The sequence below is a fragment of the Pseudomonas sp. ADAK18 genome (assembly GCF_012935695.1).
Taxonomy (GTDB): Bacteria; Pseudomonadota; Gammaproteobacteria; order Pseudomonadales; family Pseudomonadaceae; genus Aquipseudomonas.
This window is the reverse complement of the sequence record NZ_CP052859.1, coordinates 877,557-890,323: the sequence shown is the minus strand read 5'-3', so window position 1 is coordinate 890,323 and position 12,767 is coordinate 877,557. Positions and strand designations below refer to the sequence as shown.

General features: G+C 59.9%; 13 protein-coding genes. 7 read left to right on the top strand and 6 right to left on the bottom strand.

What is annotated here, in order from left to right; all coding sequences use genetic code 11:
- Nucleotides 1–45 precede the first annotated feature (45 nt).
- The 3 genes from flgG to HKK55_RS04080 form a co-directional block, all read right to left on the bottom strand.
- A complete protein-coding gene (flgG, locus tag HKK55_RS04090) occupies nt 46–831 on the bottom strand; it encodes a flagellar basal-body rod protein FlgG (RefSeq protein ID WP_155583314.1) in 786 nt (261 codons plus the stop codon).
- 77 nt (nt 832–908) lie between these two features.
- Nucleotides 909–1,649 carry a flagellar basal body rod protein FlgF gene (locus HKK55_RS04085; protein ID WP_169353481.1) on the bottom strand — a complete coding sequence of 247 codons (741 nt, stop codon included), beginning with the start codon at nt 1,647–1,649 and terminating at the stop codon, nt 909–911.
- A gap of 322 nt (nt 1,650–1,971) precedes the next feature.
- Entirely contained in the window at nt 1,972–3,534 is a 1,563-nt protein-coding gene (locus HKK55_RS04080; protein ID WP_169353480.1) for a sigma-54-dependent transcriptional regulator, read from the bottom strand.
- Between the two features lie 277 nt (nt 3,535–3,811).
- Here HKK55_RS04080 and phhA point away from each other — a divergent pair, with 277 nt between their 5' ends.
- The 3 genes from phhA to HKK55_RS04065 all read left to right on the top strand — a co-directional run bounded on the left by phhA (nt 3,812) and on the right by HKK55_RS04065 (nt 6,261).
- Nucleotides 3,812–4,603, top strand: a complete 792-nt coding sequence (gene phhA / locus HKK55_RS04075) for a phenylalanine 4-monooxygenase (RefSeq protein ID WP_169353479.1) — start codon at nt 3,812–3,814, stop codon at nt 4,601–4,603.
- 105 nt (nt 4,604–4,708) lie between these two features.
- Nucleotides 4,709–5,065 (top strand): 4a-hydroxytetrahydrobiopterin dehydratase, encoded by a 357-nt coding sequence (locus tag HKK55_RS04070; RefSeq protein WP_003214616.1) that lies wholly within the window; start codon nt 4,709–4,711, stop codon nt 5,063–5,065.
- A complete protein-coding gene (locus HKK55_RS04065; RefSeq protein WP_169353478.1) occupies nt 5,065–6,261 on the top strand; it encodes an amino acid aminotransferase in 1,197 nt (398 codons plus the stop codon). Before HKK55_RS04070 ends, HKK55_RS04065 begins: the two co-directional genes overlap by 1 nt.
- A gap of 156 nt (nt 6,262–6,417) precedes the next feature.
- Here HKK55_RS04065 and HKK55_RS04060 read toward each other — a convergent pair whose 3' ends face one another.
- On the bottom strand, nt 6,418–7,227 hold the full coding sequence (locus HKK55_RS04060; RefSeq protein ID WP_169353477.1) for a UDP-2,3-diacylglucosamine diphosphatase: 810 nt from the start codon (nt 7,225–7,227) through the stop codon (nt 6,418–6,420).
- A gap of 134 nt (nt 7,228–7,361) precedes the next feature.
- On the opposite strand from HKK55_RS04060, the gene HKK55_RS04055 reads away from it, so the two are divergent.
- From HKK55_RS04055 to HKK55_RS04045, 3 genes are all read left to right on the top strand, one after another.
- Nucleotides 7,362–8,105, top strand: a complete 744-nt coding sequence (locus HKK55_RS04055) for an AraC family transcriptional regulator (RefSeq protein WP_169353476.1) — start codon at nt 7,362–7,364, stop codon at nt 8,103–8,105.
- A gap of 92 nt (nt 8,106–8,197) precedes the next feature.
- Nucleotides 8,198–9,079 carry a DMT family transporter gene (locus HKK55_RS04050; protein ID WP_169353475.1) on the top strand — a complete coding sequence of 294 codons (882 nt, stop codon included), beginning with the start codon at nt 8,198–8,200 and terminating at the stop codon, nt 9,077–9,079.
- A gap of 131 nt (nt 9,080–9,210) precedes the next feature.
- Nucleotides 9,211–9,492, top strand: coding sequence for a hypothetical protein (locus HKK55_RS04045; protein ID WP_169353474.1), 282 nt, complete (start codon nt 9,211–9,213; stop codon nt 9,490–9,492).
- A gap of 47 nt (nt 9,493–9,539) precedes the next feature.
- On the opposite strand, the gene HKK55_RS04040 is transcribed toward HKK55_RS04045, so the two are convergent.
- Complete coding sequence (locus HKK55_RS04040; protein ID WP_169353473.1) at nt 9,540–9,827, bottom strand: SelT/SelW/SelH family protein; 288 nt, start codon at nt 9,825–9,827, stop codon at nt 9,540–9,542.
- Between the two features lie 83 nt (nt 9,828–9,910).
- On the opposite strand from HKK55_RS04040, the gene HKK55_RS04035 reads away from it, so the two are divergent.
- Complete coding sequence (locus HKK55_RS04035; protein ID WP_169357776.1) at nt 9,911–12,100, top strand: patatin-like phospholipase family protein; 2,190 nt, start codon at nt 9,911–9,913, stop codon at nt 12,098–12,100.
- A gap of 130 nt (nt 12,101–12,230) precedes the next feature.
- On the opposite strand, the gene HKK55_RS04030 is transcribed toward HKK55_RS04035, so the two are convergent.
- On the bottom strand, nt 12,231–12,665 hold the full coding sequence (locus HKK55_RS04030; protein WP_169353472.1) for a MarR family transcriptional regulator: 435 nt from the start codon (nt 12,663–12,665) through the stop codon (nt 12,231–12,233).
- Between the last annotated feature and the right edge of the window lie 102 nt (nt 12,666–12,767).

Here is a 12,767-nt window from a genome sequence, read left to right as displayed (position 1 = left end):
ACCTCACGGTGCTGCAGGCGCCTTCAAGACGCCCCATAGACTTGATTACAGATTCTGCGTAACGAACGAAAGCATCTGGTCGGCGGTGGAAATCACCTTGGAGTTCATCTCGTAGGCGCGCTGAGTGGTGATCATGTTGACCATCTCTTCAACGGTGCTGACGTTGGACGTTTCCAGGGTGCTTTGCAGGGTGGTACCAAAACCATTGAGCCCAGGTGTGCCGATTTGCGGCGCGCCGCTGGAAGCGGTTTCCAGGAACAGGTTGTTGCCCATGGCTTGCAGGCCGGCCGGGTTGATGAAGTCGGCGGTTTGCAGGTTGCCGATCACTTGCGAAGCCGGGTTGCCGGCGACAGTGATGGACACGGTGCCGTCGTTGCCGACGGTAAAGGTCTTGGCATCGGCGGGCACAACAACCGCCGGCTCCAGGGCGAAACCGTTGGCCGTCACGATCTGGCCGTTGGAATCCAAGTGGAACGTACCGTCACGGGTGTAAGACGTGGTGCCATCCGGTTGCAGGATCTGGAAGAAACCACGGCCGTTGATCGCCATGTCCAACGGCTGGCCGGTCTGTTGCAGGTTACCGGCGCTGAAGTTTTTCTGGGTGCCGACAATCGCCACACCGGTACCCAATTGCAGACCCGACGGCAGTTCGCTGTCCTGGGTCGAATTGGCGCCTGGCTGGCGCTTGATCTGATAGAGCAAGTCCTGGAACTCGGCGCGATCACGTTTGAAGCCCGTGGTTGATACGTTCGCCAGGTTGTTGGAAATGGTGGTCAGGTTGGTGTCCTGGGCGGACAGACCTGTTTTGGCAACCCATAGAGCCGGAAGCATGCTGTTCTCCTTCGTGCGCCTGTTTGTTGGCGCTGCGTTGCGCTATCTGTTTAATAAGCCAAGTAATGAAACCGCAATCAGCTCATCTGCATGACACGGGTCATCGCCTGGTCGTCTTCTTTGGCGCTGTTCATCATCTTGATGTGCAACTCGAACTGCTTGGACAGGGCCAGCACCGCCGTCATTTCTTCGACGGCATTGACGTTGCTCGACTGCAGGAAACCCGAGACCAATTTGATGCCAGCGTCTGCCGGGGCCGGCTGGCCGTCCTTGGTGTGGATCGCACCGTCCAACCCCTTGGTCATGTTGGCGAAGTCCGGCTTGACCAGCTTGATCCGGTCCACTTCAGCCATCACTCGCGGGCCTTCGCCCATGGCGCGGATGCTGATAGTGCCGTCCTCGCCCACTTCAATTTTCTGCTCTGGCGGCACGGCAATCGGGCCACCGTTGCCCATGATCGGCATACCGTTGCCGGCCCGCAGCACACCAAGGGCATCAACGTTCATGCTGGCGGTGCGCACGTAGGCTTCGCTGCCGTCTGGCGATTGCACCGCGATCCAGCCGTCGCCGCTGACCGACACATCAAGGTCGCGGCCGGTTTCAATCATCGAGCCGGCGGCAAAATCCGTCGCTGGCCGCTCTGTCAGCGCAAACGCCCGCGCCGGAAAGCTGTCACCGAACACCGGCATCGAGCGCGCCTGCTCCAGGTCACGCTGAAAACCATTGGTGGAGATGTTCGCCAGATTGTTGGCATGAGCCTTTTGCGCCAGTGCGTTCTGGCTGGCGCCGGTCATTGCCACATAAAGGTACTTGTCCACGCTCATTCCTCTTTCTGACGGACGCTTGCCGCCCACCGCTGTACTAAGGAGGCTTAAGCAATTTGCGAACCAACTTCTTAAAACGAAGGGAAAGCCAGGCGGGGCAATGGGTTGCTGGCAGGTATGCGGAAATGAAGGAGGCACAAGAGTCGAAAAAACGGCGGACTTATGCCGCTTACGGCAACGACGAAGATTAAATGTGGGAGCTGGCTTGCCTGCGATGCGTGTCCGCAGGACCGCCCTTGGGGCCGCTACGTCGGAATGCCGCACCAAACCCATCGCAGGCAAGCCACACAGTTTTTACCGTATTTACTTCGGAGGCTTATTTGTCGCCTTTGACAACCTCATAGTCCCGCAACTTGTTGGCAATGGTGGTATGAGAAACCCCCAACCGCTTACCCAGCTGCCGGCTGCTGGGATGCTCGGAATACAGCCGCTCCAACACCGCCTTCTCGAACCGGCCGACAATCGCGTCCAACCCACCCTCCAGGGAAAAGTCCCCCAAGGGCTGGCGCACGCCATAGTCCGGCAGGCGAATATGCTCGGCCTTGACGGTGCCGCCATCACACAGCGAAACCGCCTGGAACAGCACGTTTTCCAACTGCCGCACATTGCCCGGCCAATGGTAGTGACTGAGGCGATCCATCGCCGCCGGGGCCAACTTGGGCAGCGGGCAGCCAATCTGGCGGCTGGCCTGGTCGAGGAAGTGTTCCACCAACGGCGTCAAGCCATCCAGGCATTCGCGTAGCGGCGGAATATGCAGGGACAGCACGTTCAACCGATGGTAAAGGTCTTGGCGAAACTCGCCCCGGGCACACAGTTCCGAAAGATCCACCTGGGTCGCGCAAATCACCCGCACATCCAGGTACACCTCCTCGTCACTGCCTACACGGCGGAAGCAGCCATCCTGCAAGAAGCGCAGTAACTTCACCTGCAACCGCGCACTCATTTCCCCAACACCGTCCAGAAACAAGGTGCCGCCTGCCGTCAATTCCAGCAGCCCCAACTTGCCTTCCGCTCGTGCGCCTTCAAAGGCGCCCGGGCCATAACCAAACAGCTCGGTCTCGGCCATGGATTCCGGCAAGCCGGCGCAGTTGAGGGCCATCAAGGGCGATTGCCCACGGGGGCTGGCCAGGTGACAGGCGCGGGCCAGCAGTTCTTTGCCGGTGCCGGTTTCGCCTTCTATTAATAGCGGTGCATCCAGGGGCGCCATGCGCCGGGCTTCGCGGACCACCGCGGCCATGACTTTCGAGCTTTGGAAAATACTGTCGAAGCCCCGCAGCTCTTGTTTGCGCACATTGTAGATACGCTCACCGACCCGGTCGGCACGGTGCAGGGTCAACACAGCCCCCGCCATGGCTTCGCTGTCATCGTGTTCCGAAGATTGCAGCGGTGCGATATCGGCGAGGAACACATCGCCCTTGACCTTGACCCTCAAGCCATTGATCCGCGATTTGCTCGCCCGTACCAGCTCCGGTAAATCAAAGTCCTCGGCGTAACGGGACAAGGGAATGCCCGGCACCTCGTCCACCCGTACCCCGAGCAACTGCGCCGCCGCGCGGTTGGCCGCGACGATGGAGCCACCCATGTCGATGGACAGCACCGGAAACTCCAGGGCCCCAAGCAACGCATTGAGTTCCATGTGCCGACGTTCACTGGGCATCAGCCCTACCCGCTTGACGCCAAACACCCCGGCAATCGCCTCGAACTGCGGGCGCAACGCCTGGAACTGCATGTTCACCAGGTTCGGACAGAACAGGTAAATGGCATTGCCGTGTTCACCGCCGACCTCGCCCTTGGCGACGTTGACGCCGTATTCCACCAGCAGGTTGAGAATGTCCCGCAGGATGCCGATGCGGTTCTGGCAATGCACTTTGATACGCATGAAAAGGCCCGGATTGTTGTTGAAGGGCTAAAGGTGCTGCGTCTTTTTGCCGCTGGGCGCAGATAGTCGTCAAGATTATGTGACAGATTCCGCCCTTTTCAAACCGACCAATCGCAATGTGCAGCGACAATCCCGTCATCCGTAACGAATACTTTACGAAATGCAGTATGTTTTCCTACAAGCAACGGCTGAGGGTGGATGGATTCTTTATCCAGCCGGAGTATCAATAGGCTCATCGCAGGACATAACAAGAATGAATGCCTAGCAGGAGAGCCGTATGAAACAGACGCAGTACGTGGCCCGCGAGCCCGACGCGCAAGGTTTTATCCATTACACGCCCGAAGAGCATGCGGTGTGGAATACCCTGATCACCCGCCAACTGAAAGTGATCGAGGGACGTGCCTGCCAGGAATACCTGGACGGCATCGACAAGCTCGACCTGCCCCATGACCGCATCCCGCAATTGGCAGAGGTCAACCAAGTGCTGGCCGACACCACCGGCTGGCAAGTGGCCCGAGTGCCCGCACTGATTCCCTTCCAGACTTTTTTCGAATTACTCGCCAACAAGCAGTTTCCGGTGGCGACATTTATACGTACCCGTGAAGAGCTGGATTACCTGCAAGAGCCAGACATTTTCCACGAGATATTCGGCCACTGCCCACTGCTGACCAACCCTTGGTTCGCGGAATTTACCCACACCTACGGCAAGCTCGGCCTGGCGGCCACCAAGGAACAGCGCGTGTACCTGGCGCGCCTGTACTGGATGACCATCGAGTTCGGTTTGGTGGACACACCTGAGGGCCGGCGCATCTACGGCGGCGGCATTCTGTCCTCTCCCAAAGAGACGGTGTATTGCCTGTCGGACGAGCCCGAGCACCAGGCCTTTGATCCGCTGGAAGCCATGCGCACGCCTTATCGCATCGACATCCTGCAACCCCTGTACTTCGCCCTGCCCAACCTCAAGCGTCTGTTTGAAGTGGCGCAGGAAGACATCATGGGCATGGTCGAACGGGGTATGCAGTTGGGTCTTCACAAACCAAAGTTTCCGCCCAAGCCCAAAGCCGCGTGAGCCTCGCCTTTTAAGGCCAGGTGAGTCTGTTCCCTGGCCCCGCGTTGCTTTAGGGTGACGCCACTGACGACCGTTTTCCAAACACTCGATTTCAGGACATCCCACATGACCACGTTGAACCAAGCCCACTGCGAAGCCTGCCGCGCCGACGCCCCACAAGTCAGCGACGAAGAACTGCCGGTGCTGATCAAGCAAATCCCCGACTGGAACATCGAAGTCCGCGACGGCGTGATGCAGTTGGAAAAGGTCTTCCTGTTCAAGAACTTCAAATTCGCCCTGGCCTTCACCAACGCGGTTGGCGTGATCTCCGAAGCCGAAGGTCACCACCCAGGCCTGCTCACCGAGTGGGGCAAAGTCACCGTGACCTGGTGGAGCCACTCCATCAAGGGCCTGCACCGCAACGACTTCATCATGGCGGCGCGCACTGACGAAGTGGCCAAAGATGCCGAGGGGCGCAAGTAATGCATTTCGATGCCATTGGCCGGGTGCCCGGGGACCCGATCCTCGGGCTGATGGAGCTGTATGCCCAGGACGCCAACCCGAACAAGTTCGACCTTGGCGTGGGTGTCTATAAAGACGCCCAGGGCCTGACGCCGATTCCTCATTCGGTGAAACTGGCGGAACAGCGCCTGGTGGAGCAACAGACCACCAAGACTTACGTCAGCGGCCACGGCGATGCGACGTTCGGCAAACTGATCGGCGAACTGGTGCTGGGCGCCGATTCGCCGCTGCTGCGCGAACGCCGTGCCGGTGTCACCCAGACGCCGGGGGGCACTGGCGCCCTGCGCCTGAGCGCCGACTTTATCGCCCACAGCCTGCCCGGTCGCGGCGTGTGGCTGAGCGATCCGACCTGGCCGATCCATGAAACCATCTTCGCCAAGGCCGGGCTCAAGGTCAGCCACTACCCTTATGTGGGCAGTGACAACCGCCTGGATGTCGCGGCGATGCTGGCCACGCTCGCCAAAGTGCCTGAGGGTGACGTGGTGCTGCTGCACGCCTGCTGCCACAACCCGACCGGTTTCGACCTGTCCCAGGATGACTGGCGCCAGGTGCTGAAGATCGTTCGCGAGCGCCACCTGCTGCCACTGATCGACTTCGCCTACCAAGGCTTCGGCGATGGTTTGGAACAGGATGCCTGGGCCGTTCAGTTGTTTGCTGCCGAACTGCCTGAAGTGCTGATCACCAGTTCCTGCTCGAAAAACTTCGGCCTGTACCGTGACCGTGTCGGCGCACTGATTGTGTGTGCGGCGGATGCCGAGAAGCTGTTGGATGTGCGCAGCCAACTGGCGTTTATTGCGCGCAACCTGTGGTCGACACCGCCGGACCATGGTGCGGCCGTGGTCGCTACCATCCTGGGCGATGCCGAGCTGAAAAAGCTCTGGAGCGAGGAAGTCGAGGCGATGCGCGTACGGATTGCACAGCTGCGCTCGGGGCTGGTCGAGGCCTTGCAACCACATGGTTTGGCAGAGCGTTTCGCCCATATCGGCGTGCAGCGCGGGATGTTTTCCTATACCGGGTTGAACGCAGAACAGGTGAAGCAACTGCGGGACAAGCACAGCGTGTACATGGTCAATACTGGCCGTGCCAACGTGGCTGGGATTGATGCGACACGGCTGGCGTTATTGGCTGAAGCGATTGCAGATGTGTCCCGCCTCTAACTGACGAAACCGGAACTAAATGTGGGAGCGGCGGTGCGACGATTCGACTTGCTCGCGAAGGCGGTGGGTCAGTTGATATACATTTAACTGACACTACGCTTTCGCGAGCAAGCCCGCTCCCACACAAGCCCGCACACATTTAGACCGAGTGTGCCTTTAGCCCGCCACCATCTCCGCCTTGAGCTGCGCCTCTTTCGCCTGGTCATCCGCCAACCGATACAGCTCGATATGCCCGTCCCAGTGCTCGATCAACGCCGTGCACGACTCCACCCAATCCCCGCAGTTGAGGTAATCCACCTCGCCCACCTTGCGAATCTCCGCATGGTGGATATGCCCGCATACCACGCCGTGCAATTCGCGCTTGGTCACTTCGTGGGCGATGGCTTCTTCAAAGTCGCTGATAAAGCTAACGGCAGTTTTCACCTTGTGCTTGAGGTAGGCCGACAGTGACCAGTAGCCATATCCGTAACGCGCTCGCCAGTGGTTCAGCCAGCGGTTGAGGGTCAGGGTGAACTCGTAGGCCGAATCACCGAGAAAGGCCAGCCAGCGGTGATAGCGAGTGATGACATCGAACTGGTCACCATGAATCACCAGCAGATGGCGACCATCGGCCGTCACGTGTACCGCCTCGTCCACCAACTGAATATTGCCCAGGATCAGCTTGGAATAGCGCCGCAGGAATTCGTCATGGTTACCCGTGACGTAGATCACCTCAGTGCCGCGCTTGCTCATGGTCAGCAGACGGCGGATCACATTGGTGTGAGCCTGGGGCCAATACATGCCGCTACGCAGCTTCCAACCGTCGATGATATCGCCCACCAGGTACACGCGGTCGGCATGGTAGCGCTTGAGAAATTGCGACAGGTGCTCGGCCTGGCAATCCCGAGTGCCCAGGTGCACGTCGGAAATCCACAGGGTACGCACCCGTTGCTTGCGGCTGGGTTTGGCGAGCTCGGCACTGGTCATGGGCATACCTCGACGGTGTTTTCGCGAGCTTGCTCCCATGCGATTAATAGCCCATGACAGTCGTGCGTCAGTCTGATGACAGCGCTCATCTGCCGCTACGCGGTGTAAACTGCGGCCCTGCCCAGGAGACTGCGATGAGACCGATCCTCACGCTACGCCACTACAGCCATGACTTGATTGCCCACAGCCACGACCACGCGCAGTTGGTATTCGCCTTGGCCGGGCGTCTGGATTTCGAGGTGGAAGGCCTGGGCAGCGAGATCCGCCCCCAAGCGGTGATGGTGCTGCCCTTCTCGGCCCATCATGCCTGCGGCAGTCCCGACGGTAGCCACTGCCTGGTGCTGGATGTGCCCGACGAACAATGGTTGGTGCAGTCCCTGGGCGCACATGCCGATGCCAGCCGCCGCTTGCTCGATCAGCCCGCTCGGGTCGCATTGGATGCCCGGCAAAGTCAGTTGGTGCAGTGGTTGGCCAGCAGTCAGCTGGATGATCCGTTGATTGCCCAGCAAGGCGCGGCCCTGTTGCTGGCCAGTCTCAACGGCCAGGCCGGCAGCGACGGTCGCCGGTTGCCCTATGCGGCGTTCAACGCGCACATCGACCAACACGCCGCACAACCGCTGGAAGTGGCAGACCTGGCGCGGATCGCCAACCTGTCAGTCGCCCGGCTGCATGCCCGCTTTGTCGCCGAGTGCGGACAGACGCCAATGGACTACCTGCGCGGCCGGCGCTTGCAGATAGCTCACAGCCTGTTGCGTGACAGCCAGCTCGCCATCGGTGAAATTGCGGTGCGGGTCGGCTATGGTTCCCAAAGCGCTTTTGCGGCCGCTATGTTGCGCGAGTTTGGCGCATCTCCCGGCGCGTTGCGGCGTAAACGCTAGCCCGGCGACAAAACCCGCGAGTTTCACGACAGACGCCCCGCAGCGCCCCCTCTAGACTGAGGGCCTTGTCAGCCAGCCATTCAAGGATCGCAATGACTCCCCGCACTGCCCTCGGCGCCCTGCATATCGGCGCACTGATGTTTGGCCTCACTGGTGTGTTCGGCAAGCTCGCGACAGCGTCGCCGGCCATTATCGTGTTCGGCCGGGCGGCGTTTGCCGTAATTGCCCTGGCGGTGTTCGCCCGCTTTGCCAGTAATACCGCCTGGCAAAAACTGTACAGCCGTGACTATCGCAGGCTGCTGCTCAGCGGTTTGCTGCTGGCTGGGCATTGGGTGAGTTTCTTTATTGCCGTGAAAGTCGCCGGCGTGGCCATCGCCACCCTGGGTTTTGCCAGTTTCCCGGCGTTCACGGTGATCCTCGAAGGGCTGATTTTCCGCGAGCGGATTCGCGCCAATGAAATCCTCCTGGTGGCGCTGGTCAGCATCGGCCTGGTGCTGGTCACGCCGGACTTCGACCTCGCCAGCCAAGCCACCAGCGGCCTGCTTTGGGCCGTGGGCTCGGGGCTGTTGTTCTCGCTGCTGTCGCTGAACAATCGTGCCAGCGGACGTATCCCGGCGGTACAGGCTGCACTGTGCCAAAACGTAGTCGTCGCGCTGTGTTTGTTACCAGTTGCCGCACCTGGCCTTGCCGATGTACGCGCCCTGGACTGGTTGTGGATCGGCCTGCTGGGGGTGTTCTGCACGGGCCTGGCCCACAGCCTGTTTGTCGCCAGTCTGGCGGTGATCAAGGCACGCACGGCCGCCGTGGTGTTTGCCATGGAGCCGGTGTACGGCATCACCGTGGCCTGGCTGCTGTTTGGTGAAAACCCGACCTTGCGCATGCTCGCCGGTGGCGCCTTGATCATCGTCGCCATCATCGTGTCAGGGCTGATGGGCAGCAGCAAACCGGTCAAACAACCCGCCGCCACGGCCTGATCTATACTTTGTGTGTCCGTAGCAGTGTGTTGTCATTCAACGGACCCAGACTCCTCGACGACAGCCAGGGTGCTTTTTGAAGTTGCTGCAAGCGAGTGGTCATTCCATTAACGCTATGCAGGAGTTGCACCATGGAAATGCTCATCAACTTGCTCATCCAAATCATCAGCGGCGCCGTCGGCGGCCAAATAGCGGGCCTGGGCAAACAAGGTCTCGGCACCGGGCTTAATACGGTCGTCGGTGGTGTTGGCGGATTAGTGCTGGGCCAGATCGTCGCGGCCATCACCGGTGTGGAGTCCGGCAATGCGCTGGATCTCGCGGCAGTCGGCAGCAATATTATTGGCGGCGGTGTTGGCGGCCTGGTCCTGACGTTTGTCGTCGGCTGGATCAAAAACAAGATGGCCACCAAGTAGGTCTGGACCAAAAGGCCACTGCCTGCTCAACAGCGGTGGCCTTTCCTTTATTGAGTGCGGTCGTTATGCCCCAGATCCCGTTGCGGGTCGATCTGGTCGCGCACCCGTTGCTTGAGCACCTTGGCTTCCGGGAAGCCTCCATCGGCCTTGCGCTCCCAGATTTGCACGCCGTCGCAGGTAATACGAAACGCGCCACCGGTGGCCGGCTCCAGCGCCACTCTCCCCAAGTCATCAGCGAAGGTGCTCAACAACTCCTGGGCCAGCCATGCGGCGCGCAGTAACCACTGACACTGGGTGCAGTAGGTGATGACAATCTCGGGCTTGGCCGCAGACATGAATTGACTGGCTCCTGCTTGACGGGTTGAAAGGATCAAGTGGCTATAATACCGGCCTTTATCGTTCAGCCCCGAGATTCATGATGCGCCGCCTGTTGTCCTGCCTGCTGTTGTGCCTGCTCCCTGTCCTCGTACACGCTACAGAGCCCCCACGCCCAAAGATCGGCCTGGTGCTCTCCGGCGGCGCCGCCCGTGGCCTGGCCCACATTGGCGTGCTCAAGGCCCTGGAGGAACAAGGCATTCACATTGATGCCATCGCCGGCACCAGCATGGGCGCGGTGATTGGTGGGCTGTATGCGTCGGGCTACAAGATCGACGAGCTGGAAAAACTGGCGTTGAACATCGACTGGAAGCTGGCGCTGTCCGATGCGCCTCCCCGGGAAGATGTGCCGTTTCGACGCAAGCAGGATGACCGGGATTTCCTGGTCAAACAGAAACTCAGCTTTCGCGATGACGGCAGCCTCGGCCTACCGCTGGGCGTGATCCAGGGCCAGAACCTGGCGTTGCTGCTGGAAAGCATGTTTGCCCACACCAGTAACATCCGTGACTTCGATAAGTTGCCGATCCCCTTCCGCGCCGTGGCCACCGACATCACCAGCGGCGAAAAGGTTGTCTTCCGCAAGGGCCACTTGCCCCAGGTGATCCGCGCCAGCATGTCGATTCCCGCAGTGTTCGCTCCGGTAGAGCTGGAAGGTCGATTGCTGGTGGACGGCGGCATGACCGATAACATCCCGCTGGACGTGGCACGGGAGATGGGCGTCGACATCGCCATCGTGGTGGATATCGGCACACCACTGCGCTCACGCAAACAGCTGGCGACCGTAATAGATGTGCTTAACCAGTCCATCACCCTGATGACCCGCCGTAACTCCGAAGAACAGCTCAAGGCCCTGCATCCTGGCGACGTACTGATCCAGCCGCCCCTGGCCGCCTATGGCGTAGCGGATTTTGGCCGGGCCAAGGACATGATCGACGCCGGCTACCGCGCCACCCGCGCCCTTGATGTGCGCCTCGCCCACCTGCGTCCTACCCAGCCGGTGGACGCTGAACTAGTGGCCGCGCGTACACCCGGCCAACGCACTCCGGTCATCACCGCGATCAAGGTTGAAAACGACTCCAAGGTCGGTGACGACGTGATCCGCTACTACATCCGGCAAAACATCGGTGAACCGCTGGACATGGGTCGCCTGCAAACCGACATGGGCACCTTGTATGGCCTGGATTATTTCGAGCAGGTGCAATACCGAGTAGTAAAAAAAGGCCAGGACAATACCTTGGTCATCAGCGCGCGAGGCAAACGCAGCGGCACCGACTATCTGCGCCTGGGCCTCAATCTCTCCGATGACATGCGCGGTGACAGCGCCTTCAACCTCGGCGCCAGCTATCGCATCAACGGCATCAATCGCCTGGGGGCCGAGTGGCTGACACGGGTGCAGATCGGCGATCGGCAAGAGTTGTACAGCGAGTTTTATCAACCGCTGGACACCGGTTCACGCTACTTCGTCGCGCCCTATATCAGCGCCGAGGCGCAGAACGTCGAGCTGATTGAAGACAACAACCCCATCTCCGAATACCGCCTGGAGCGCTACGGTTTTGGCCTGAACGTCGGCCGGCAAATCGGCAACAGCGGCGAGATCCGCTTCGGCGTCGGTGAGGCCTGGGGCAAGGCGGATGTGCGTATTGGCGATCGTGATACGCCGAGCGTGAACTTCAGCGAGGGCTTCTATGAGTTGAAGTACTCCTTCGACTCCCTGGACAACGTCTACTTCCCCCACACGGGTGAAGACATTGGCCTGGCGTTCCGCGAATTCGAACCCGGCCTGGGCTCCGACCAGCGTTACCGGCAATGGGAGTTCAAGCTGGACAAGGCCATGAGCAGCGGGCCGGACACACTGATCCTCGGCGGGCGTTATGGGCGTACGCTGGATAAGTCGGACGTGGTGATTTCCAGCTTCCTGCTGGGGGGCGCGCGGCAGTTGTCGGGCTTCCGCCAGGACGCGATTTCCGGGCAGAACATCAGCCTGATGCGAGCGGTCTACTATCGTCGCCTGACCCCACGCTCATACCTGCCACTGGATTTCCCGCTGTACCTGGGCGCCTCCCTGGAACGGGGCCGGGCGTGGAACAACGACAATGAATACGACAGCGGCTACATCAATGCCGCGAGTATTTTCCTGGGGTTCGATACGCCGCTGGGGCCGTTGAATTTCAGCTATGGCTTTAACGATGACAATCAGAAAGCGGTGTATCTGAATCTGGGCCAGACATTCTGAAGACGCTGCAAGACCTATGTGGGAGCTGGCTTGCCTGCGATAGCGGTGTATCAGTCACCAGAGGTATTGACTGAAAGTCCATTATCGCAGGCAAGCCAGCTCCCACAATTTGATCATCTGCGCACTGAATTCAGGACTTTTCCAGATTCGACAGAATGTGCCCGTGAACCCGCATGCACACTCGCAGATCTTCTTCGTCGACACCCACGAACAGCTCATGGCGCAAGGCCGTGGCAATGGTTTCGATCTGTTCGATCAAAGGGCGAGCGGTATCACATAGGACAATGCGCTTGGCACGACGGTCTTCTACCACGGCTTGGCGTTGCACCAGCCCCTGACCTTCCAAACTATCAAGTAAACGCGCCAAGGTCGGCCCTTCCACCCCAACACTTTGCGCCAGCTCACGCTGGGTGGGCGCGTCCGTAAAACGCGCCAGATGCAGCAATACCAGCCAGCGCGCCTGGGACAGACCCAGGCCAGCCAAACGGCGATCCAGCTCGGCACGCCAACCTCGGGACATCTGTGCCAGCTGCATGCCAAAACGGTGTTGATCGGTTAACGGCATAAAAAACTCATGGATTAGACTGAAAATAAAGTGTGGCTAATTATTAGTCAGCTAAGCATGACCCATGTCAGTAGGCAAGACCTGGTATGTACTGATTCGTTA